Source organism: Paenibacillus sp. V4I5, assembly GCF_030817255.1.
Taxonomy (GTDB): Bacteria; Bacillota; Bacilli; order Paenibacillales; family NBRC-103111; genus Paenibacillus_E.
The window spans coordinates 5,223,649-5,245,087 of record NZ_JAUSZB010000002.1; the positions used below are offsets into that span (position 1 = coordinate 5,223,649).

At 48.1% G+C, this 21,439-nt stretch carries 13 protein-coding genes; 9 read left to right on the plus strand and 4 right to left on the minus strand.

Annotated features, from left to right (window positions below; translation table 11 throughout):
• Window positions 1–74: 74 nt before the first annotated feature.
• From fabI to QFZ78_RS25920, 9 genes are all read left to right on the plus strand, one after another.
• Window positions 75–845 carry an enoyl-ACP reductase FabI gene (gene fabI, locus QFZ78_RS25880; RefSeq protein WP_029194483.1) on the plus strand — a complete coding sequence of 257 codons (771 nt, stop codon included), beginning with the start codon at window positions 75–77 and terminating at the stop codon, window positions 843–845.
• A 190-nt stretch (window positions 846–1,035) separates the two neighbouring features.
• Window positions 1,036–1,896 (plus strand): inositol monophosphatase family protein, encoded by an 861-nt coding sequence (locus tag QFZ78_RS25885; protein ID WP_307551825.1) that lies wholly within the window; start codon window positions 1,036–1,038, stop codon window positions 1,894–1,896.
• Window positions 1,897–2,204: 308 nt separating this feature from the next.
• Window positions 2,205–3,182, plus strand: coding sequence for a sugar kinase (locus QFZ78_RS25890; protein ID WP_307551826.1), 978 nt, complete (start codon window positions 2,205–2,207; stop codon window positions 3,180–3,182).
• A gap of 30 nt (window positions 3,183–3,212) precedes the next feature.
• A complete protein-coding gene (locus tag QFZ78_RS25895) occupies window positions 3,213–3,875 on the plus strand; it encodes a bifunctional 2-keto-4-hydroxyglutarate aldolase/2-keto-3-deoxy-6-phosphogluconate aldolase (RefSeq protein WP_307551828.1) in 663 nt (220 codons plus the stop codon).
• Between the two features lie 133 nt (window positions 3,876–4,008).
• Window positions 4,009–4,893 (plus strand): DinB family protein, encoded by an 885-nt coding sequence (locus tag QFZ78_RS25900; RefSeq protein WP_307551830.1) that lies wholly within the window; start codon window positions 4,009–4,011, stop codon window positions 4,891–4,893.
• Window positions 4,894–5,104: 211 nt separating this feature from the next.
• Window positions 5,105–7,546 carry an RNA polymerase recycling motor HelD gene (helD, locus tag QFZ78_RS25905; RefSeq protein ID WP_307551832.1) on the plus strand — a complete coding sequence of 814 codons (2,442 nt, stop codon included), beginning with the start codon at window positions 5,105–5,107 and terminating at the stop codon, window positions 7,544–7,546.
• 498 nt (window positions 7,547–8,044) lie between these two features.
• Window positions 8,045–9,187: a GntR family transcriptional regulator gene (locus QFZ78_RS25910; RefSeq protein ID WP_307551834.1), complete on the plus strand. Its 1,143-nt coding sequence runs from the start codon at window positions 8,045–8,047 to the stop codon at window positions 9,185–9,187.
• A gap of 190 nt (window positions 9,188–9,377) precedes the next feature.
• Window positions 9,378–10,919 carry a glycoside hydrolase family 38 N-terminal domain-containing protein gene (locus QFZ78_RS25915; RefSeq protein WP_307551836.1) on the plus strand — a complete coding sequence of 514 codons (1,542 nt, stop codon included), beginning with the start codon at window positions 9,378–9,380 and terminating at the stop codon, window positions 10,917–10,919.
• Window positions 10,920–10,935: 16 nt separating this feature from the next.
• Entirely contained in the window at window positions 10,936–12,384 is a 1,449-nt protein-coding gene (locus tag QFZ78_RS25920; protein WP_307555899.1) for an alpha-mannosidase, read from the plus strand.
• A gap of 119 nt (window positions 12,385–12,503) precedes the next feature.
• Here QFZ78_RS25920 and QFZ78_RS25925 read toward each other — a convergent pair whose 3' ends face one another.
• The 4 genes from QFZ78_RS25925 to QFZ78_RS25940 form a co-directional block, all read right to left on the minus strand.
• The gene (locus tag QFZ78_RS25925) at window positions 12,504–12,629 is read right to left on the minus strand and encodes a DUF6254 family protein (protein WP_307435385.1); all 126 of its coding nucleotides are present in this window, start codon (window positions 12,627–12,629) and stop codon (window positions 12,504–12,506) included.
• A 260-nt stretch (window positions 12,630–12,889) separates the two neighbouring features.
• A complete protein-coding gene (locus tag QFZ78_RS25930; protein WP_307551838.1) occupies window positions 12,890–17,440 on the minus strand; it encodes a glutamate synthase-related protein in 4,551 nt (1,516 codons plus the stop codon).
• 1,322 nt (window positions 17,441–18,762) lie between these two features.
• Window positions 18,763–20,109: a glutamate-1-semialdehyde 2,1-aminomutase gene (locus QFZ78_RS25935; RefSeq protein WP_307551840.1), complete on the minus strand. Its 1,347-nt coding sequence runs from the start codon at window positions 20,107–20,109 to the stop codon at window positions 18,763–18,765.
• Window positions 20,110–20,219: 110 nt separating this feature from the next.
• Entirely contained in the window at window positions 20,220–21,248 is a 1,029-nt protein-coding gene (locus QFZ78_RS25940; RefSeq protein ID WP_373461139.1) for an LCP family protein, read from the minus strand.
• Between the last annotated feature and the right edge of the window lie 191 nt (window positions 21,249–21,439).

Genomic DNA, 21,439 nt, shown 5'->3' on the forward strand with positions numbered 1-21,439 from the left:
TTGGACAAAATGGGGTACTTTGGAGAGTGGGAATGAACGACGCACAATCCATTGTGAGAGGGGCTTCTTAATACATGAGTCAATTGTTAACCGGAAAAAATATACTTGTAATGGGTGTTGCCAACGACCGCAGCATCGCTTGGGCTATTGCTCAATCCTTAGCGGCACAAGGAGCCAATCTTGTTTTTACGTTTGAAAATGAGCGTGTTGAGGAACGCGTTCGCAAGCTCGCAGATACGATTCCAGGCTCAACCCTGATGCCTTGCAATGTAACTGTAGATGCTGAGATCGAAACACTTGCATCTACACTCAAAGAGAAGTTCGGTGTGCTTCACGGTCTCGTACATAGTATTGCTTTTGCTAAAACCGAAGAGCTGGACGGGCTATTCGTTGACACATCGCGTGATGGTTTCGCATTAGCGCATGACATCAGCGCTTACTCCCTTGTAGCGGTATCGAAACGGATTTACCCGCTGATGACAGAGGGCGGCAGCATTATGACGATGACCTACCTCGGCGCTGAGCGCGCGATGAAGAACTACAACGTCATGGGTGTTGCCAAAGCAGCGCTGGAAGCTAGCGTGCGCTATCTGGCGAATGACCTCGGTCAATTCGGCATTCGCGTCAACGGTATCTCCGCTGGCCCGATCCGTACCTTGGCTGCCAAAGGCATCAAAGACTTCAACTCCATCCTGCGCCAAGTGGAAGAGAAAGCGCCGCTGCGCAAAACAACGGATACAGCCGAAGTAGGCGACACAGCGATGTTCTTGATGAGTAACCTTTCCCGCGGTATCACGGGTGAAGTTATCTATGTAGACGGTGGATATCATATCGTTGGCATTTAAACCAGCATACTAAGAAATTCCGTATTGCCTTATGGGTGATACGGTTTTTTTATGCAAAAAACAGGCTGATTCTTGTTAAAATGTAAAATTATACGAATATTTTGGGATGAAACGCACTAGTATTTAAAACGTATAATTTACTATACTGGAATTACCAATTAAATTAATGAAAAAGAAAGAGTTGATATAAATGGTTGATAGTAAGGTGGAGCCTTTCGTGGTGGGCAGTAAGAGCTTTACAGCGGTGGCCATTAATACGGCAGCTAAGGCTGGGCAATGGATTAAGAGCAAGCTGGGAGACATTAATCGTGTGGATACGAAGTACTCCTCTCAAGATTTGGTCACAGAGGTGGATAAAGGTTCGGAGAAGCTAATTCGTAATTTGATTATGACTCATTTCCCAGATCACTCCATTCTTGGTGAGGAAGGCGTGGAGCCTGGACCAGAGGCTTCGGCCAAAGCACTTCAAGCAATGAGCGATGAGGAGTATCTCTGGATCGTGGATCCGATTGATGGGACGACGAACTTTGTTCACGGCTTTCCTTTCTATTCCGTTTCGATTGCGCTGGCACATAAGGGTGAAATTATTGTAGGTGTCGTCTATGACCCTTCGCGTGACGAGCTTTTCGTCGCTGAAAAAGGGAAAGGCGCCTATATGCACGGCAATAAGACCGCTGTTTCGCTCGATAGCAAGCTATCCGAGAGCTTGGTGGCAACCGGCTTCCCTGCGGACCGTGACGGCGCGCTCCCGATCAATCTTAAAGGGACGTTGGCTTTGGCGCCAAAAGTCAGAAATCTTCGCTCGGGTGGATCAGCAGCGCTGCATATGGCTTATGTCGCAGCAGGACGATTAAGCGGGTTCTGGGAGATTGGTCTCAGTGCATGGGATGTTGCTGCAGGCTCGTTGTTGATTCAAGAGTCCGGCGGTAAAGTGAGTGATACGGCTGGAAATCCATACAGGCTAGCCGTACGAAACGTGCTTGCTACCAACGGTCAAATTCATGACGAACTTCAGCAGGAGTTGGCTGGAGCGGGAGCGACAGGTTTGTAAGGAAGTGTTTTCGTTGCGGGGGCTACAATTCAGTGGTTGCGTGACGGTCTAAAACTTATTGAGACTAGCATGGAGAAGAGAGTCACAATGTGGCTCTCTTTTTTCTGCGCTATGATCAGGACGGAAGAGAAGGAGGGAGATTTTTGAAATTACTCATCGCATGATCGAAGATCTCGAGCGCCATGACGGTAAGTCAAGTCTGGTATAAACGCTCAACTTGCTCTATAATATGAGATATATCGTTTATTTAAACGTTTCAATTAACTGGACACGCACAGGCGTGATCGGGAAATGGATGGAGAGCTTCTATGACAGCAAATACGCAATCGCATTCAGGATCTAGCCCGGATATCATCACTTTTGGGGAAACGATGGCACTGCTCATGCCCTCCGGCGGCAAGGGACTGGAATACTCATCTGAGCTTCACAGCTTGTTTGGTGGTGCCGAAAGTAATGTAGCTATTGGTATCTCACGGCTTGGCGGGAAGGTCGGCTGGTTCGGACGGTTAGGCAAAGATCCATTAGGTCGCCTGATTTTCAAAAAAATCCGTGGTGAAGGCGTCGATGTTTCACGTGCTGAGTTGACAGCAGAAGCTCCTACGGGGCTGATGATGCGTGAAGTACTTATGGGCAAAACGTCTGTCTACTACTATCGCAAAAATTCAGCAGCGAGTCAGATGAGTGCGAAGCATTTGGATGAGGCTTATATCGCTGGGGCCAAAATATTGCATATCACAGGCATTACTCCTGCCTTGAGCGAGTCTTGTAAAGAGGCGGCTTTCGAAGCTATTCGAATTGCGCGTAAGCATGGCGTTAAGATCAGCTTTGATCCTAATTTGCGTTTAAAGCTTTGGAGTATCGAAGATGCACGTCCCGTGCTGTTAGAACTGGCTAAGCTGTCTGATATTTTCTTACCTGGTTTAGATGAACTGAAGCTGCTCTACCAGACAGAGGACTGGGATGTTATCGTGAGTAAGCTGCGTGAATTATCAGCGATATCCATCGTCAAGGGTGGGGAAAATGAGACGTACGTCGTAACCTCAGATAGCGTTACAGCAGTTCCTTATTTCAAAGCGGAGCATGTGGTTGATACCGTTGGAGCGGGTGATGGTTTCTGTGCGGGCTTTTTGGTTGGCTTGTTAAAAGAGTATGAATATGCGGAAGCCGTGCGCATCGGTAACCTTGTGGGCTCCTTGATCGTTCAGACCGAAGGGGACTGGGAAGGCGCACCGACTTGGGAACAAGTGGATGCTGTACTTAACGATGTTAAACATATAGAACGTTAAAATGCTTGAAATAGAAGGGTGTAGATTCTAATGAAAAAAATTAAACTTATCCAACAAATAACAAGTGAAGGTGTCGTTGCCGTTCTACGCGGCGATACGCCAGAAGAAGTCGTGGAAATGGCCGATCAAGCCATTGCCGGCGGTATTAAGGTCATCGAGGTCACAATGACCGTGCCTTTCGCGCTGCGCGCTATCGAGGAGCTTGCGAAGCGCTACTCGAGCACAGCGCAGGACGCGGCCAAGTACGCGATCATCGGGGTGGGCACAGCCCTGGACCCTGAGACGGCGCGTGCCGCGATCCTCAGTGGGGCCGAGTTCGTTGTCGGCCCATCGCTTAACCCAAAAACGGTTGAGCTTTGCAACCGTTACAGAGTGCCCGTCATGCCAGGGTGCATGACGATTCAAGAGATTCAGACGGCGCTTGAGCTCGGCGTCGATATCGTCAAGCTCTTCCCGGGCAATCTCTACTCGCCCGCGATGATTAAGGCCATTAAAGGTCCGCTGCCGCAGGCGAACATCATGCCGACCGGCGGCGTCTCGCTGAGCAACCTCGGCGAGTGGATCCAGGCAGGCGCTGTTGCCGTCGGCATCGGTTCCGATTTGACTAGCGAAGCCGTCAAAACGGGTAACTACAGCCTTGTCGCCAAGAAGGCGGCTCAATATATCGAGGCCTACCAAACGGCCAAGAAGTAGGAAATGGCGTACGCTCCGTCGAAATGATGACGGAGCGTATTTTTTTTGAAACATGAAGGTTTGGTAAATCATATTTAAAACAATTACTTGCTTCCTCACGTAGATAGTTTGATTGATGAAAGGAAAAAAAACTATGAGTCATGGCAAAGCGAGGCTGCTGCTGCAAGTCGATGATCTTCAGAAGTCGGTGTCTTTTTATACAAGACAGCTTAGTTGGGAATTGGTGGAGGCAGCACCTGCCGGTCATGCAGCATTGCTTCGCATTTGGTTGAACGATGAAGTTGTATTGATACAGAGAGGTCAGCGAACCAAGCAGGAGGATGAATTACAAGAGGCTTACCTAGCTCGTTGGTTGCAGCCTAAGCCCTCCAACCCGCAAGCGGGGGATCTCGTTTATATAGGGGTGAGCTCCGTTAACGAAGTGGAAAAAAGCTTGCAAGAAAACGGATGGAATGAGCTGAGAAAAGAAGAAGAAACGGGGCATATTCGTAAGGTTTTTGTTCCCGCCGTTGATGGGTATACCTTCGTTTTCTGGGAGGAGCTATTTGCTTCGGACGACGAAATTAAGAAGATGTACGCTGATGGAATCGTTGAGTTGGAATGTGCCGTAGATGGCTTGTCTGAGGAGCAGCTCAATTTAACGGAAGCCCCGGGTAAATGGTCGATTCGTGAACAAGTGCTGCACCTAATTGATTTGGAATTAGTCACGATCCACAAAGTGAAATTTGCCTTAGCAGAGCCGGGGCGTACCTACGAAGGAAATCGTTTTTCACAGGATGATTGGAGTGTTAGTCTTCAATATTCGGCGAGGCCAATTACATACGAAGTGCAGTTGTTTCGTAGTTTGAGACAGCATATCCTTGGATTATGTGAACATCTCCCCGGTGCGCTTGAGCGGACAGTTATAACTACAAAAAATCGTGAAGAGTCGGTTGTTAGATTGCTTAAGATGATGGCGGGACATGCTAGGCATCATGTACAGGCTGTGGAGCGAATTCGTGAACTCCATAGCTGTTAATTGCGGCATTCTATATATAAAATACGAGCAGAAAAACCCAAGAGCACAAGCTCTTGGGTTTATTTGTTGATTTTAGGTAAGCGAATTGATATGATAAAGAGTGAATAGGAAAAAATGTAATAAATAACATTATTATCCTAATATAATTATAGCATCAAGACAACCTTCGTGTCAAATTTGCATTTTACATGGTCTGAAGAGAGGTGTTGTAATGAATTTAACTGAGCAGGATTGGGCAGCAGAGGAACAGAGAGTTCAAGAAGTAACAGCAAAGATGCACATAAGAATTACAGGGTTAGAAGATCAGGTTGGTAAGGTTCAATCGGATGTTGTTGAGATTCGCAAGCATTATTGGGATGAAGTCACCATGGATCTAAGCACAACGGAAGACGCGGCAGAATCGATTGCAAGTATGCGGCAGCAAGCGGAGGTGCTATCTGAGCGAGAACGTACTCATCGACAGGCAGCAGCAGCTTTAGGCAAGTTAAATAGACTTGTGAAATCCCCTTATTTTGGCCGCATCGATTTCATCGAACGACATGAGAGACATGGAGAAGCCATTTATCTTGGTATAGCTGGCTTTTTGGATGAGCAGGAGGATCACTATCTGGTTTATGATTGGCGAGCACCCATTTCCAGTCTTTATTACGATTATGCGCCCGGGGAAGTAGCCTTTACTACACCGAACGGCATGGTAGAAGGACAAATGCTGTTGAAACGCCAATTCGTCATTCGCGACAGCCATATTCAGCTGATGTTTGATACAGGAGTGACGATCGGAGACGAATTGTTGAAGCAAGTGCTCAGTCGAAGCTCTGACTCGCAAATGAAGACGATCGTGGCGACGATTCAAAAAGAACAAAATCGCATTATTCGAAACGACAAAGCACAAATGCTCATCGTGCAGGGGGTAGCTGGCAGTGGGAAAACTTCGGCTGCTCTGCAAAGAGTCGCCTACTTACTATATAAGCACCGAGATCAGTTGAGTTCAGACCAGATGGTGCTATTTTCACCAAATCCGCTTTTCAATCACTATGTATCCACGGTATTGCCGGAATTAGGCGAAGAAAACATGCAGCAAACGACCTATCAGGCCTATTTGGAGCATCGATTGGGTGAAGAGTATGATGTGGAGGACTCGTTTACGCAATTAGAGTATGTGTTAACGAGGGGGCATACATCTGAAAAGGGGGAGAAGGCCCAGGAGTATATCCCACAGGGGGATGAGGAATGTGCTTACAATGCTCGTTTAAGCGGAATTTATTACAAGTCATCATCGGAGTTCCTTGCTGTCATGCATGCTTATCAGGGGCGGTTGATGCATACTGATATGCTATTTAACCCTGTTAAGTTTCGTGAAAAGGAAGTGTTGAGCGCTGCCCAATTGGTGGAGCGGTTTTACAGCTATGATCCGGCCCTTCGGCTGCCGAACCGATTGGAATTGATGCGGGGCTGGATTCTGGATCAGCTAGAGCACTTTGCAGAGCTTGAGCTTGAAGAAGCTTGGGTTGAGGAAGAGATTGAACTTCTTAGTAGTGAAGAGTATCACCTTGCTTATTTGCGGATGCGAAAAATGGAGCGGGGGCAGGGAGTCACATTTGATGATTTTGATCAAGAGAGGTTGCTGCTTGCACGCGACGTTATCAAGGAGCATTTGAAACCAGTGCGGAACGCTGTGAAGCGGCTTAAGTTTGTAGATCTGAGAGGGTTGTATGGGCAATTGTTTCGTGAAGAGGAAACTATGCATGAAATGAAAGTTGGTAAGGGGAGTCTGATAGAGAATCAAGGGAGTCCGGTAAAGAATAAGCCGCCCTATTGGTCCGCAATATGCGAGCGGACGCTGAAGGAGCTGGCGCAGGCCAGGCTGCCGTATGAGGACGCGACGCCGTTCTTATACATGATGGAAGCGGTCTGTGGCTTCCAGACGAACGGCTCCGTGCGCCACGTCATCATCGACGAGGCGCAGGATTATTCCCCGTTTCAGCTCGCCTACCTGAAACGGCTTTTCCCGCGCTGCCGGATGACAGCGCTAGGAGATCTGAACCAGGCGATCTATTCGCACGCTTCCGCGTATAGCGAAATCGATCCGATTGCCGCTCTGTACGGGCCGGAGCAAACGGAGGTTATCCGTTTGCTCCGCAGCTACCGCTCCACGCGCGAGATCGTGGAGTTCACTCGAGGCATCGTGCCTGGCGGCGATGCCATAGAGCCCTTCACCCGCGGCGGTGCTAAGCCGCGGGTGATCAAGGTCAGCGATCGCGGATCGCTGCATAGCCTGCTGGCAGCCGAGATTGATCGGCTGCTAGGCGAAGGCTATGCCTCCATCGCGATCATCGCCAAAACCGCGAGCGAGAGCAAGCTCGCGCACCAAGCCCTAGAGCCCCAGCTGCAAGTGCCTCTGGGGCTTATCACCAAACATAGCCCGACCTTCGATTCGGGCGTGCTCGTCATCCCTTCGTATCTGGCGAAGGGGGTAGAGTTCGATGCTGTACTCATCTATGACGGTTCCCGTCATCAGTACGGACATGACAATGAGCGCAAGCTGTTTTACACCGCGTGCACCCGGGCTATGCACGAGTTATGTATGTTCTCGCTAGGCGAGCCAAGCAGCTTTATAACGGATCAGCCGCCAGATACGTATGAGTGGGTTTAAAGTGACTTTACAGCCTCACCTCTTTGGAATTATGAAAGGGGTGAGATTATGTTATTTATGAGGTGCCTGAAATCGGGATCCATCGTCATATATGCTCAATTGTGGTTGCTGGAATGAATGAATCCATATACGCGGTTGATTGATGTTGTAGAAAGTGCAACAATTGCTGCCTAAATCTCGCCTCTCTCCCTGCGTTGTTGCATCATGCATAACAATTTGGTCCTATACAGGCGCTGGATGAGTAACGGGTATGGATCCAGCTTCAGCCCGCGATTGCTCGTAATTCCCTATCTGTCATATTTCCTCCCTTCGGTGAAGTTGAAAAAATATATAAAATATATACTACATAACAAATTGGTAGAACCCGAATAGAGTATCTAAATATTATCCTACGGAGGTTTGACAGAAATGGTTTGGAAATGCTGGGGGCTATATGCTATATTTAATATGAGCTCTTTATAACTATATAGGAGAGTAATCTTGGAGGCTTGTAGTAGGATGAGCACAGACAGGGAACCGCTATATATTCAGATTCAAAATCATTTTAAAGAACTGATCAGCTCTAGAAAATTGCAAGAGGACGACAAGATTCCGACTGAGAAGGAAATTCTCGAACAGTTTAATGTTAGCCGGATCACGGTAGCCAATGCGTTGAACGAGCTTGCTCGGGAAGGCTGGATTTACCGCATTCCGGGTAGGGGAACCTTTATAAAGGGTATCCCAGAAAGCTATATTCCTCTAGCGAAGAAAATGGCCGTTCAATCGCCGCCCGCTAATCACGCGGCACGTCCGAAGATCGGACTTATCTTTCCGTTCGTTGACGATTTTTTTGCAATCCGGTTGATCCGGGGCATTACTTCCGTTCTTGAGAATAGCGGGTACTCGCTGCTAATGATGTTCTCTTTCAATTCAAAGGAGCGGGAAAAGGAAATCATTCGGGATTTGAAAGATAAAGTAGCTGGCTTGATTATTTTTCCGGTGGATGCCGAGGTCTATAATGAGGAAATCATTACACTTAAAATGACGGATTATCCTTTCGTCCTTATTGACAGATATTTGCCTGGCGTAGAGACGAATACGGTATATTCCGACAGCGCTTTGGCAGCCAAACTGGCTGTAGATCACTTGTGGGGCCTCGGTCACCGCAACATCGCGATTTGTTCCGATTCACCTCAACCGACTGTATCTGTGGAAGAACGGGTGGATGGCTACATTAGCGCACTCAGAGATAAAGGCGAGATGATCAATCCTGCGTTATTCTTGACGGACTTTGCATCCCAGCCCTCATCGGATAATCCTGAGCACCCTCTGTACCGGTTTATCAAGAACCGGATGGCAACCGCATACATTGCGCTGAACGGAAACCTGGGCGTACACATTTTGTCTATTGCCAAGCGTGAAGGGCTCCGCGTGCCGGAAGATTTGTCCATTGTGACCTTTGATAATCCGAGTCCATTGATGGATGAGCTAAGTCTGTTCACATATATCGACCAAAACGAGGGCGAAATAGGGGCTAGGGCTGGGGAGCTGATCATTGACACTATAAAGGGGAATCGAACCCACCTTAAAAATAGCAGAGTGGTTTTGGAGCCGAGATTGGTTGTCAAACAAACGTCGGGTCCAGTACTTCCGCAAGAATAAGAGAACGAAAGAGACTGATCTCTGGCATGCAGCCGAGGTCAGTTTTTTTGCTTGTATTTTTCTGCTCAAAACATTAAAATAATTGATATATATGATATATTTATTATTGTTATATGTTTAAAGTGACCAAAGGCGTATAACATTAAGCATTAGCTTCATACATAATGATCGAAGGATGGTGCAGATCTACATGCCATACACGCCAATAAAGGTGGAAACCCTTAAGCAAACGCTAAATCGAATCGAAAATCATATTTACCTGCCGGTAGCTCCTCTTTCGGCCATCGCATATGTAACGAAGGAGCCCGTATCCTTCGAGGAAAGAATGTCGGGACAGTTTCTTGAAGTTCGCCCGGGAGAGAAGTGGGGAGAGCTGTGGGATTGTGCCTGGTTTCATTTCCAGGGTCAAGTGCCGAGAGAGGCTGCGGGGAGCAAGGTTGTACTTGTGTTAGATGTCAACGGAGAGCTATGCCTTGTCGATGAGGAAGGAACACCGACGCAAGGGCTCACTAACGTGAACTCAGAGTTTGACTTAACGCTTGGTTTGCCTGGCAAACGCGTCGTGCAGTTCGCATCTAGCGCATCGGGGGAAGAAGTCATCGATCTCTGGGCTGATGCTGGCAATAACGACTTGTTCGGGCATTACCGGAGCGGAACGCTGAAGGAGGCTCAAATAGCCATCTGCAGCGAAGCTACAAGACAGCTATATTACGATTATGAGGTGCTGCTCGATCTGGCCAAGCATCTAGAGGATCAATCGGCAAGAAGAGCACGTATTCTTCAGGCCCTTTATGACGTTCATCTACTACTCAGGGATATGTCAGAAGAGAACGTGGCGCAGGCAAGACGTATTCTGGCTCCGGAATTAAGCAAGCAGGGCGGAGATCCAACACTGACGGCTACTGCGATTGGACACGCGCATATCGATCTGGCTTGGCTGTGGCCAATTCGGGAGACTTATCGCAAAGGGGCTCGGACTTTCGCCACCGCGCTGCGGATGATGGAGCAATATCCCGATTATGTATTCGGAGCTAGTCAGCCTCAATTATACGAGTGGATCAAGCAACAGCATCCGAAATTATACGCCCAGGTCAAAGAGCGCATAGCGGAAGGACGCTGGGAAGTGCAAGGTGCCATGTGGGTGGAGCCGGATTCCAACATTGCGGGAGGAGAAGCACTTGTCAGGCAAATTCTCTTTGGGAAACGTTTTTTTCAGAGGGAATTCGGTCTCGATATGAAGATGCTATGGGTTCCCGACATTTTTGGTTATTCGGCCAGCTTGCCGCAGCTTCTGCGGAAGTCCGGGGTCGAGTACGTCATGACACAGAAGCTATCGTGGAACGTCCATAACAATCATCCGCATCATACGTTTCTCTGGGAAGGGCTGGACGGAAGCCGCGTGTTAACGCATTTGCCGCCAGAAGATACCTACAATGGTCCGGCGCTGCCAAGGTCGATTCTTAAGGCTGAAAGGGATTATTTGGATAAAAATGTATCCGATCATTGCCTTGTCGTGTTCGGAATCGGAGACGGTGGTGGCGGACCAGGAGAAGAGCACCTGGAGCGCCTTCAGCGTGAGCAGAATCTCCAAGGGCTTATTCCGGTGAAACAGGAGCCGGCCCTGAACTTTTTCGAGAAGCTGGCTATGAATAAAGAGAAATATAAGACATGGAAAGGTGAACTCTACCTAGAGAAAGCACCAAGGAACGTTAACCAGCCAAGCCCGCAATAAACGATATAACCGGAAGATTGAAAAGGCGTTGAGAGAGCTGGAATTCGCTGCTTCGCTCCATTTCGCGTACGGTAACGAGTATCCGACCGAGGAGCTTGAAACAATCTGGAAGGAGGTGCTGTTGTACCAATTCCACGATATTTTGCCTGGTTCTTCTATTAAGCGTGTATTCGACGAATCCCTTGCACGTTACGAAATTTTACTAGCTAGAGTAACGGAGCTAACTGATCAGATGTATCGCGGCTTTGCATCCTCCATAGGGACGCATGGAGCAGTACGTCCGATGGTCTTCTTCAACTCCCTTCCATGGGAGCGCTGCGAATGGATGCAGCTAGACAATCAATGGATACAGGTAACGATTCCTGCTATGGGCTATCAGGTTATAGACTCGGCAGCGTTATCTCCATACTCCTCATTCGAAGTGACGGCCGTGAACGATACACTTGAGAACGAGTTGATCAAGATCGGCTTCGGTGCTGACGGAAGCATATTATCGATCATCGACAAAGCGCTTGGAAGAGAAGTAATCGCTGCTGGTGAATCTGCGAACGTGCTGTCCATCTATCACGATGACGGCGATGCTTGGGATTTCCCTGGCGATTATGCAGGTACGAAGCCTGCGCATCTGAAGCTCATGCAATCGAAGACCTACATCAGCGGGCCTAAAGCGGTGGTTGAGCAGGAGTATCATTACGGCAAGTCGGTACTCACGCAAAAAATCATTCTGACGGCGGGCAGTAAACGAATCGATTTTGAAACGGATGTCGACTGGCAGGAAGACAGCAAGATGCTGCGTGCGTCTTTCCCAGTCAACGTATATACCGATCAAGTGAATTGCGATATTCAATTCGGTCATCTGAAACGGCAAACTCACCGAAACACGCTGTGGGATTACGCGAAGGACGAAATAAGTGCTCATCAGTGGATCGATCTTTCCCAATCGGACTTCGGCGTTGCTCTCCTGAACGATTGCAAGTACGGCTACAGTGTTAACCGCAATGTCATGGATATCAATTTACTTCGTAGTCCATCCCATCCGGATCCAACTTGTGACAGGGCGCGTCATCAGTTCGTATACGCCATATTGCCGCATGAAGGGGATTTCATCCAGGCGGAGGTCTTCAAGCAAGGCTATGAGTTAAACGCTCCAATTACAGTCGTCTTGGCAAGTGAAGAAGAAGGCGGATTGCCGAAGAGGTTCTCAGGCTTTGAGATTGAAGGCCCCAAGGTCATGATTGAAGCGGTGAAAAAAGCGGAGGACGAAGATGCTCTCGTGGTTCGCCTTTATGAAACTTCGGGAATGAACGGCGAAATTAAGCTTTCGGTTCATCTTCCTCATCGAGAGGCCCTGCTTGCAGATTTAATGGAAAATCCATTGGAAACGCTGAGCGGTGATGAAGGACACTACCTGCTCTCCTTTACGCCGTTCGAGATTAAAACCGTACTCATCCGTTTGTTGCATTAAATGCCAAGCTAGGTCTTCCTAGTGCTTGAAACCAAAGAGCCCGATAACTGCGTTTCACTAGAAACGAGATTACCGAGCTCTTTGTGTTGGTCCCTCTTTCGACGGGGGAGGGGAGTTACTTACTTCTTATGTTCCGCGTCGTACTCACTGGCGAATTCCTCCAGAGCCTTCACCTTACCATGTGGATGCTGAGCTTGTTTGCGGCTTTTCCATGCTGCTTCATCGCGGCGTTTCGAGTGGCTCATAGCTAAAAACCTCCTATGGTATGCGGATGGGTGCTTCACTAATAAAATGCGATGGTTGAACGTATTTTATGCACCCGATGCAAACTCTTTCCATGAAAAAAAGCTCCACAAGACCAGTGAAGGTCTTGTGAAGCTTTTTGACCACATAAGAAAGTATAAGTTTTCGGTACCCGAAAACCGCTTTCTTATTGGCGATAAAACCTACATCTAAACGCGGTCGCTCATCATTGAATGGCCTCGATAGAGGTTTTCTCAATGTTCTACTCCGTAGCAACAGATTGGTCAGCTTGCATGTTAACCGGTGAGATACGGATGAAGTTAGCTTCAAGATTGCTTAGCAAACCTTCGATTTTTGCTGCTGCATCGGATTGACCGGATTTAGCAAGCTCAGCGTGGTAAGCTGTGAGCAATTCAGAAAGATCTTTTTTGCTTTGTACGCCAATGGTTTCAAGTTTAACTTTCGCTCCTTTGGCAATACGACGTTCGATTGCTGCTTGATCTAGACCCATTTCTGGCACGAGACGTTGGTAGATCACGCCGCCTGTCATACCTGCGCAAATCCATGGACCTGGATCGCCCATAACAACGGCACGGCCGTTTGTCATGTACTCGAACGCGAAGCCTTTGAGGTTCGCACGAGCGGCAAGTCCGCCAAGCTCATCACGAAGTGGAGTTGTAATCTCTCCACCGAATACAACGTCTGCACCAGAGAAACGGATACAAGCGCGTGTATCTGCACTGCCTTGAATCAAGAACAAACCTTTTTGAGCGCCGTAACCGAACGATTTACCAACGCTGCCGTTGATGAAGGTGTTGTTTTTGCCAAGTGATTTAACAATCGCAACTTTACCACCGAAGGCCATTTTACCAAGACCATCCTCAGCGCCGCCGTGAACAGTAATGTCTACGCCACGAGCATTGAATGCAGCTAGACCGTTTCCTGGTACGGAACCGTCAATCAAGTTCAGCTCGACTGTTGGCAATTCATCGTAGCTGCCGTCGAAACGATCTCTTACGCGATGGCTGGAGTAACGAGCTCCGAGAATACGGGACTCGGCATCCACTTTGGACCAGTTGCGTACGATTGGAGCATCAAGAGCCAAAGATTCTGGGAAGAATTCTAGACCTTCTGCACCTGCAGCGATACGGATATCGGATGATACAGCCGCTTCTTCCATTGCTCTTTCAGCATCGGAGATGAACTGAAGTGGAGCCGGACGAAGGATGTCGGACAAATCAATACGATCTACGTGGCTGATTTGTTCCAATAGATCGGAACGGCCAACGAGTTCTTGTAAGCTTTTGAAACCAAGGGAAGCAACGACTTCACGTACTTCTTCACCAATACCGCCAAACAAACGAACCAAGCTGTCTACAGCTACATCGAATTGACGAGGTACGAAACGGCGAAGACCTTTTTCTTCCGCTTCTTCCATGGAATCGATTTGTGTAGCAATACCAACGTGACAAGTATCTAAATGACAGCCGCGGCAAGTTGTACAGCCGATCGATTGCATCGCGATACTACCGAATCCTGCACGGTTCGCACCGAGCATAACCATTTTAACAACGTCAGAGCCTGATTTCAGACCGCCATCGGACCACAGCTCAACGCGGTGACGAAGACCAGCTTCAATCAAAGCAACGTGAGCAAGCTTCGTACCGATCTCTGTTGGAAGACCAACGTGTGTCAAGGAGTGAATACGAGCCGCACCTGTACCGCCGTCAAAACCGGAAAGTGTGATAACGTCAGCGCCTGCTTTCGCTACACCAACCGCAATCGTACCGATACCTGGTACAACCGGGATTTTAACGATAATTTTCGCTTTACGACCGCTACCTTCTTTAAGCTCGGAAATGATTTGCGCCAAATCCTCGATCGAGTAGATATCATGGTTATTAGAAGGAGAGATCAGGTCAGAACCAATCGTTGCGTTACGAGCAGCAGCGATTTTCGCTGTTACTTTGGATCCTGGCAAGTGACCGCCTTCGCCCGGTTTAGCCCCTTGACCGATTTTGATCTCAAGGAAAGCGACTGCGTTAGCTAATTCTACGTTAACGCCGAAACGTCCGGATGCGACTTGCGCACCGCGCGTTTTTTTGTAACGGCCGAGCATATCTTTAATCTCTCCGCCCTCGCCGTTCATGGTAACCATGTTCAGGCGTTCGCCGGCTTCAGCGTAGGCACGGAAAGCTGTTTCATTTTGTGAACCGAATGACATCGAAGAAATCAGCATCGGCAAGGAATGGCCGCCAATGGAGATATCAACTTGTGACGGATCGAGTGCCTTGCGGCCTTCGCTCAGTGCTTTGTCAATGTTGAATCCAGCAATGTGACGAATGGAAATCGGGTTCTTCTTCTCTTCTTCACGCAGCTTGTCGCGGTAGTCGCTATAAGGAGCAGCGCCTGAAGCGGCGTCGCCTAATGCTTTCCACATACGTTGGAAGAAACGGAAGTTTTTCGCTGCTTTTGCTTTTGGATTTGTAAAATCGGTATAACGTAATTCGGCATCAGCTTCGAGCTGGGCAAAGCCAGTTCCCGCTTTTTCGCTACCGAGGTAGTTCACGATATCTAATACTTCAGCAACTTCCGGATGGAAGCCGATGGAGGAGAAGAAGCGTGTGTAACCGCGAAGCTCATGAGTACCGATCGTGGAAATAACTTTCTCCAAACCTTTCGTCAGTGCTGCATACACTTTACGTGCAGCTGCAGCATGGCCTTCTTTATCAGAAGCCGTTGAGAACAACAGGTATGGTGAGATAACGTCTGCGCCAAGACCGCAAGCTACAGCGATATCATGCAAGCTGCGAATTGCAGCGGAACGCAGGATCAAAGTAACATGGCGGCGCAAGTTGTCGCCGAAACCGAGTTTTTCCGCACGAAGTGCGATATCGATTTTGGAAACGGCAAGATGCGGCTCAAGCCACAAACGGTCATTTTGATGAGCTTCTGCATCGTCAAGTACGATCAGTGCAGCGCCATTGCGGGCAGCGGCGATAGCAGCAGCAGCCAGAGCGTCCAAGCCGTCACTCAGAGAAGTTCCGCGAGCGAAAGTACTGGAAAGCACGGCTACAGCATGATCTCCTTGTGCACGGAACAGGGCCAACAATTGCTCATAAGAAGGTTGTGACAGGTGCTCTTCGCTATCTACGCCATTCGTACCTTCGAGTACAAGTGGAGACAGAAGCTCAAAACGCAGGTTGCTATCTACTTGAGCATAAACAGGAGTACGAGTACCAGCAATGATACGTGTGGAGAAATGCTCCATCTCACGGTCACGGTCAATCGCAGGATTCGTAACAACAGCTACGCTTTCTTTAATAAAGTCAGGCACGTTCTGGCGTTCCCAAGCAAGGGCAGCATGAGGTGAATCGTGACCCAGGGAGCGGATAGGTTCAGCACCTGTTTCAGACATCGTTTCGATGTGTTGAATACCGTCACGATCCCAACCAAATGCACTGTACAATTGATCTGTCGCTACAATGTTCTCATTTAGCTCAGCTTGAGCATCTGTTTTGACTGGATTTAGATATTTGCGAAGTCCGCCAATATTCAGACGTTTGCTAGCGCGTTCGTACACTAATGTTTGCACTTCATGGTAAGGAATAACTTGAACGTGTTCACCTGGTGTAAGCACAACGCCTACTTTTTCACCTGGTGCAATTGGTTTCGGATCTGCGACCATTTCGCCAACTGTAATAACACCTTGCTCCGAGGAGAAGTATAAGGAAGTATCGCTCTCAACCATCCATACCGGACGAAGACCAAGCGCATCCACACTGAAAATACATTCGTTGCCATAACGAGAAACGATACCAGCAGGACCTTGAGCAAAATGACCCCATACTTGACGGTAGTACACATATAAATCTTGAAGCTCCGGACGGAACTGTTTCATTTCATTAATAATAGGAGGGAACACCATTTCCATCGCTTCGAAAAGGGACAATCCAAAACGGTGAATGAACGTTTCAATCGTTCTGTTCATATCTTGGGAGTCAGAACCGCCGCTAACCAGCGGTACACCAACCATGTCTGCCTCAATACGAAGTTTCTTAACCGTGTTAATTTCACCATTGTGCCCGAGTAGGGAGAACGGTTGAACGCGGAAGAAGCTGGATAATGTGTTCGTCGAATAACGGTTATGACCAATAGTAACCTGGGAAGCGAACAAAGAATCACGTGTATCGTTAAAGTATTTAGGAAGGATGCTTGCAGCTCCTAATACTTTGTAAGCCGATGTAACATTGCTTAGTGTAGCAACGTGAACGTTGTAACGATCTTCAATCGCGATGTGCAGTTCAAAAAGGTGATCGGCAACTTGGCCTTCCGTTTTGTTCGCAATCGCGGCGATTTGCCAGAAAGTAGGCTCATCGTTCAAGCCGTTAGGGCCTAAAACGCTGCTATCGACTTGATTCTCTTGCTCGAGAATGATGGATACATCATGGGAAGCAAAGAGCTCGCGAATGCCATTCTGGATTTCGGTAACGGTCAGGTCAAGCTTGCGCGGAACAAAGATATGTCCAACAGAAAAACGGTTGTCGTAGGCAATTTTGCCGTCAAGACCCGCATCTGTTAATTTCTTTTCCCAAAGAGCACGTGGAATATCCGTTAAAATCCCGCAACCATCGCCTTCACCGTTGATAAAACCCGAACGATGCTCCATTTTTACAAGGGCTTCAATCGTTTTTTGGATGTTATCACGGGAAGGGTGACCATTCTTTTCAATAATACAAATAATCCCGCAGCTGTCGTGTTCGACTCCTAGTAGATCTTGAAAACGGCCTTCATTACGCATCAATTCATTCATTGCTCAGGTCAGTCGCCTGACCGTCACCTCCCATACATATTTAAACTCCTCTTGCACTACGCTTCTTGCATTCTGGCATTAATGAGCCCGCAACCCTAGCATTTTCAAGGAAATACCCACAAAGGGGTCAAAACCGAAATATGCAAGAATTTGAATAAAAATGCAATATTATTGAATAGCATACCAATTTCAAGGAAATAATCCCCTCGAAATGAGGCTCTAATCGACCCGTCTTAAAGTAAGGCATTACACACAAAAATCGGCAAAGAATTTGTAAATCATGCCCTAAATTTCTAGGAAAATACTGTGAAAACAAGACATTTCGCGAAAAGGGTAAAAGTAATCTTAGAATAGCATGAAAAAGTTCATCCGACAATAGTTGCAGATCGAAATCGCAAATGTAAGCGTTACCTTTTTTGCATACTGGTGAATAAAACCATATTTCTCATGGCTTGGGGTACTCTTAAAATACGAACGAACTACAATCCATATAGGATCATAGTTCGTTTCTGGGACATGTAGTGGTAGAAGTTGGAGTTGTTTAAGCTTATGAAAGTTGTTGAGATTGTGAAATATGATGACCGTTAGAGCTAGAGCTAGAGCCAAGGGCAAAAGCTAGAGCAAGAGCAAGAGCAAGAGCAAGAGCTAGAGCTAGAGGAAGAGCAAGAACCAGAACCAGCCCAGACTGAGACCGAGACCTTGGTTGGAGAGCTAGAGCAGCTATTGGTCATGGGGATAAAGTGGTTCTATTGGATAAAATCCAATGGAATTGCCTTAAAAAGTAGGGAATCACAGATTTGATTGGATATTTTCCAATGGAAGTGTGAATTTTAGGGTGTTTAAGTCGATTTCATTATATTTTGTCCAATGGAAGCTTGGGTGGGTTCATACAATTCGATAGTTTTGTCCTAATTTGCGTAACCCGTAACATCAACTAGAACAGTTAGTTGGTAACATCTAACCCGTGGCATCTAACCAATAACACTTAACACATAGTAATTAAAATAACTTGAAACCTCAAACCAGTAATACTTAACCAATGACACTTAACCAATGACACTTAACCCATAACCCATAACTATAACCCAAAACCCAAAACCCAAAACCCAAAACCCAAAACCCAAAACCCAAAACCCAAAACCCAAAACCCAAAACCCTAACTCATAACTCATAACTCATAACTCATAACTCATAACTCATAACTCATAACTCATAACTCATAACCCATAACACCTAACACCTAACACCTAACTCATATCATCTAATCTGTAACATCTGACCAATAACACCTAACGCGTAACAGATAAACATGAGAAGTTATTCTAGCGAGTTTTCATAGTTTTGAAAGCTTGATCAACAGCATCGAGCGTCTGCGCAATGTCGTCATCCGTATGGGCGATGGTCATGAACCACGCCTCATATTTCGATGGAGCGAGGTTAATACCTTGCTCCAGCATAAGTCTGAAGAAATCAGCGAAGCGTTCGCCGTCGGTATCCTGTGCTTCGTCAAAATTCGTGATGGGATGGTCACAGAAGTGGGTGGAGAAGGCGCCGCCGATGCGATTAAGCGTCAAGGCGATACCATGCCTTGCGGCGGATTCTGCGATGCCGCCCGCAAGTGTTGCGCCAAGCTGCTCGAGCTTGGCGTAGACTCCAGCCTGCTGGAGCACCTCCAAGCAGGCGATGCCGGCCGAGATGGAGGCGGGGTTCCCCGCCATCGTGCCTGCTTGATAAGCAGGTCCGAGCGGAGCGACCTGCTCCATCACGGCCTTGCGACCCCCGTAGGCACCGATCGGCAGCCCGCCGCCGATCACTTTGCCGAGGGCCGTAAGGTCCGGCTCCACGGCGGCGAAGCGCGCCGCCGCCTCGGAAGTACCGCCCTCCACAAGTGGGAGGCCGGGGTAGGTCTGTGCCGCTCCATAATGGAAGCGGAAAGCCGTGATGACCTCGTCGTAGATGACGAGGGCACCGTGTCTGCGAGCAGCAGCGCAGAGCTGCTCGAGGTAGCCGGCATGGGGCATGACCATGCCGAAGTTGCCGACGATGGGCTCCACCATCACCGCGGCGATCTCTTCACCCCAACGCGCAAGCGCGGCCTCGAGTGCCGGAATGTCGTTGAACGGCACCGTAATGACCTCTTGCGCGATGCTCGCGGGCACGCCCGCGCTGTCCGGCGTGCCAAGTGTGGACGGCCCGGAGCCGGCCGCTACCAGCACTAGATCCGAGTGGCCATGGTAGCACCCGGCGAACTTAATGATCTTGGTGCGCTTCGTGAAGGCGCGCGCCACGCGAATTGTCGTCATCACGGCCTCTGTGCCGGAGTTGACGAAGCGCACTTTGTCGAGCGAGGGAATCGCCGACTTCAGCATCTTGGCGAACTCGATCTCGAGTTCGGTCGGGGTGCCGTACAGCGTGCCGTTCTGTGCGGCGCGGCAAATCGCCTCGGTCACGTGCGGATGCGCGTGACCGGTAATGATAGGGCCATAGGCGGCGAGGTAGTCAATGAAGCGATTCCCGTCCACATCCCAAAAGTGTGCGCCTTGGCCACGCTTCATGAAGACAGGCGCGCCGCCGCCGACGGCTTTGAATGAGCGGGAAGGGCTGTTAACGCCGCCAACGATATGTTTTAGTGCTTCTTGATATAACTGTTCGGATAATTTGCGTTCCATGAGAAGAATCATTCCTTTACGCTATGTAGTCGTTTATCGTCTTACAAAAAGCCCCTACTCGAAGGGCCCTAAGCCCTTTAGTCAAGTAGAGGCATATAATCTCAATTGATTCACTTCGTCGTCTTCACCGCAGACTTCGGTGTAGGCGAAGGCGATGGCTTCGTAGGGCCAGAGTCAGCCTCAGCATTCCCTGCAAAGAGGTTCTTCACATAAAGCTGCAGTTTCTCTTTGTTCGCCGTAATGACAGCTGCGCCGCGGACATTTTTTTCAATCAGCAGCTCGGTTGGCGGCAATTGGGAGCTGACGATTCCGTCCGCTTTCGCCTCAAAACCAAGACCTCCAAGCTTCAGCATATCCGTCACACTGAGGTTCGTATCGATATAAGGATCAATGGCATTTAGAATTCTTGGCAGCTTAATTAGGGAAGAGGTTGTTTGCATTTTTTGTGCGACCGCAGTTAAGAACTTCCTCTGACGTTCTGTACGCGAGAAGTCGGACAAAGCATCGTGTCGAAAGCGTACATACTGCAAAGCCGTTTTGCCATCGAGATGCTGAAGCCCTTTTTTCAAATTAATATCATAGACATGATCATCTTCCGAGTCCGAATATTTCATATCTTTCTCGACGTCAATATCAATCCCGCCAACGGCATCAATAAGTGCAATGAATCCTTTAAAGTCGGTATAAACATAGTACTGAATAGGGATACCGAGCAAATCGCTGACCGTTTTCATCGCTAAATTCGGACCGCCTGATGTAATGGCTGTGTTGATACGATCTTCGCCTTCGCCTGGGATCTTCACATAGGTATCTCGAAGGATAGAGAATAGGTGAGCTTTCTTGGTTACGGGATCAATCGAAGCTAGCATTATACTGTCTGAGCGGGGCAGCTCATTTTTCGTCATCCCGCGCGAATCTCCGCCTAGAAGCAAAATGTTGACTCGCTGTTTTCCTTCCCATTTAGGTGGGGTGAATTTATCCCCTTTATCTTTAATATTCTGGGCAATCATGTTGTTACCACTGCCTTGTGGATTATCCGAATTATGGGAGATATTGTTCGCGAAATTATAGAAAGAATAAGAATAATAACCAGCTACTACCATAAGCAGCAAGCCGATCAGGAGCAAGGTTCGTTTTATGACTCTCAAGGTTCAGCGCTCCTTTCGTAGGTAGAGGTAATCTGTACTTTTTTTTCTTACAGAATTCATGTATCATGAGTGTGTTGTACAATTCATCTTTATGATCCATATTATAGAGGTTATGAAACTTCGATAGCAAGTTACGGCGATTTTTGCCATAAAATGTAGCCGAGTCTACACAGACAGGGGGT

What these genes read in the sequence shown, in the direction of transcription:
- QFZ78_RS25915 (WP_307551836.1), top strand. Translation starts at nt 9,378, where the DNA reads ATGCCATACACGCCAATAAAGGTGGAAACCCTTAAGCAAACGCTAAAT.
- QFZ78_RS25895 (WP_307551828.1), top strand. Translation starts at nt 3,213, where the DNA reads ATGAAAAAAATTAAACTTATCCAACAAATAACAAGTGAAGGTGTCGTT.
- QFZ78_RS25925 (WP_307435385.1), bottom strand. Translation starts at nt 12,629, where the DNA reads ATGAGCCACTCGAAACGCCGCGATGAAGCAGCATGGAAAAGCCGCAAA.
- fabI (WP_029194483.1), top strand. Translation starts at nt 75, where the DNA reads ATGAGTCAATTGTTAACCGGAAAAAATATACTTGTAATGGGTGTTGCC.
- QFZ78_RS25885 (WP_307551825.1), top strand. Translation starts at nt 1,036, where the DNA reads ATGGTTGATAGTAAGGTGGAGCCTTTCGTGGTGGGCAGTAAGAGCTTT.
- helD (WP_307551832.1), top strand. Translation starts at nt 5,105, where the DNA reads ATGAATTTAACTGAGCAGGATTGGGCAGCAGAGGAACAGAGAGTTCAA.
- QFZ78_RS25910 (WP_307551834.1), top strand. Translation starts at nt 8,045, where the DNA reads ATGAGCACAGACAGGGAACCGCTATATATTCAGATTCAAAATCATTTT.
- QFZ78_RS25900 (WP_307551830.1), top strand. Translation starts at nt 4,009, where the DNA reads ATGAGTCATGGCAAAGCGAGGCTGCTGCTGCAAGTCGATGATCTTCAG.
- QFZ78_RS25930 (WP_307551838.1), bottom strand. Translation starts at nt 17,440, where the DNA reads ATGAATGAATTGATGCGTAATGAAGGCCGTTTTCAAGATCTACTAGGA.
- QFZ78_RS25935 (WP_307551840.1), bottom strand. Translation starts at nt 20,109, where the DNA reads ATGGAACGCAAATTATCCGAACAGTTATATCAAGAAGCACTAAAACAT.
- QFZ78_RS25890 (WP_307551826.1), top strand. Translation starts at nt 2,205, where the DNA reads ATGACAGCAAATACGCAATCGCATTCAGGATCTAGCCCGGATATCATC.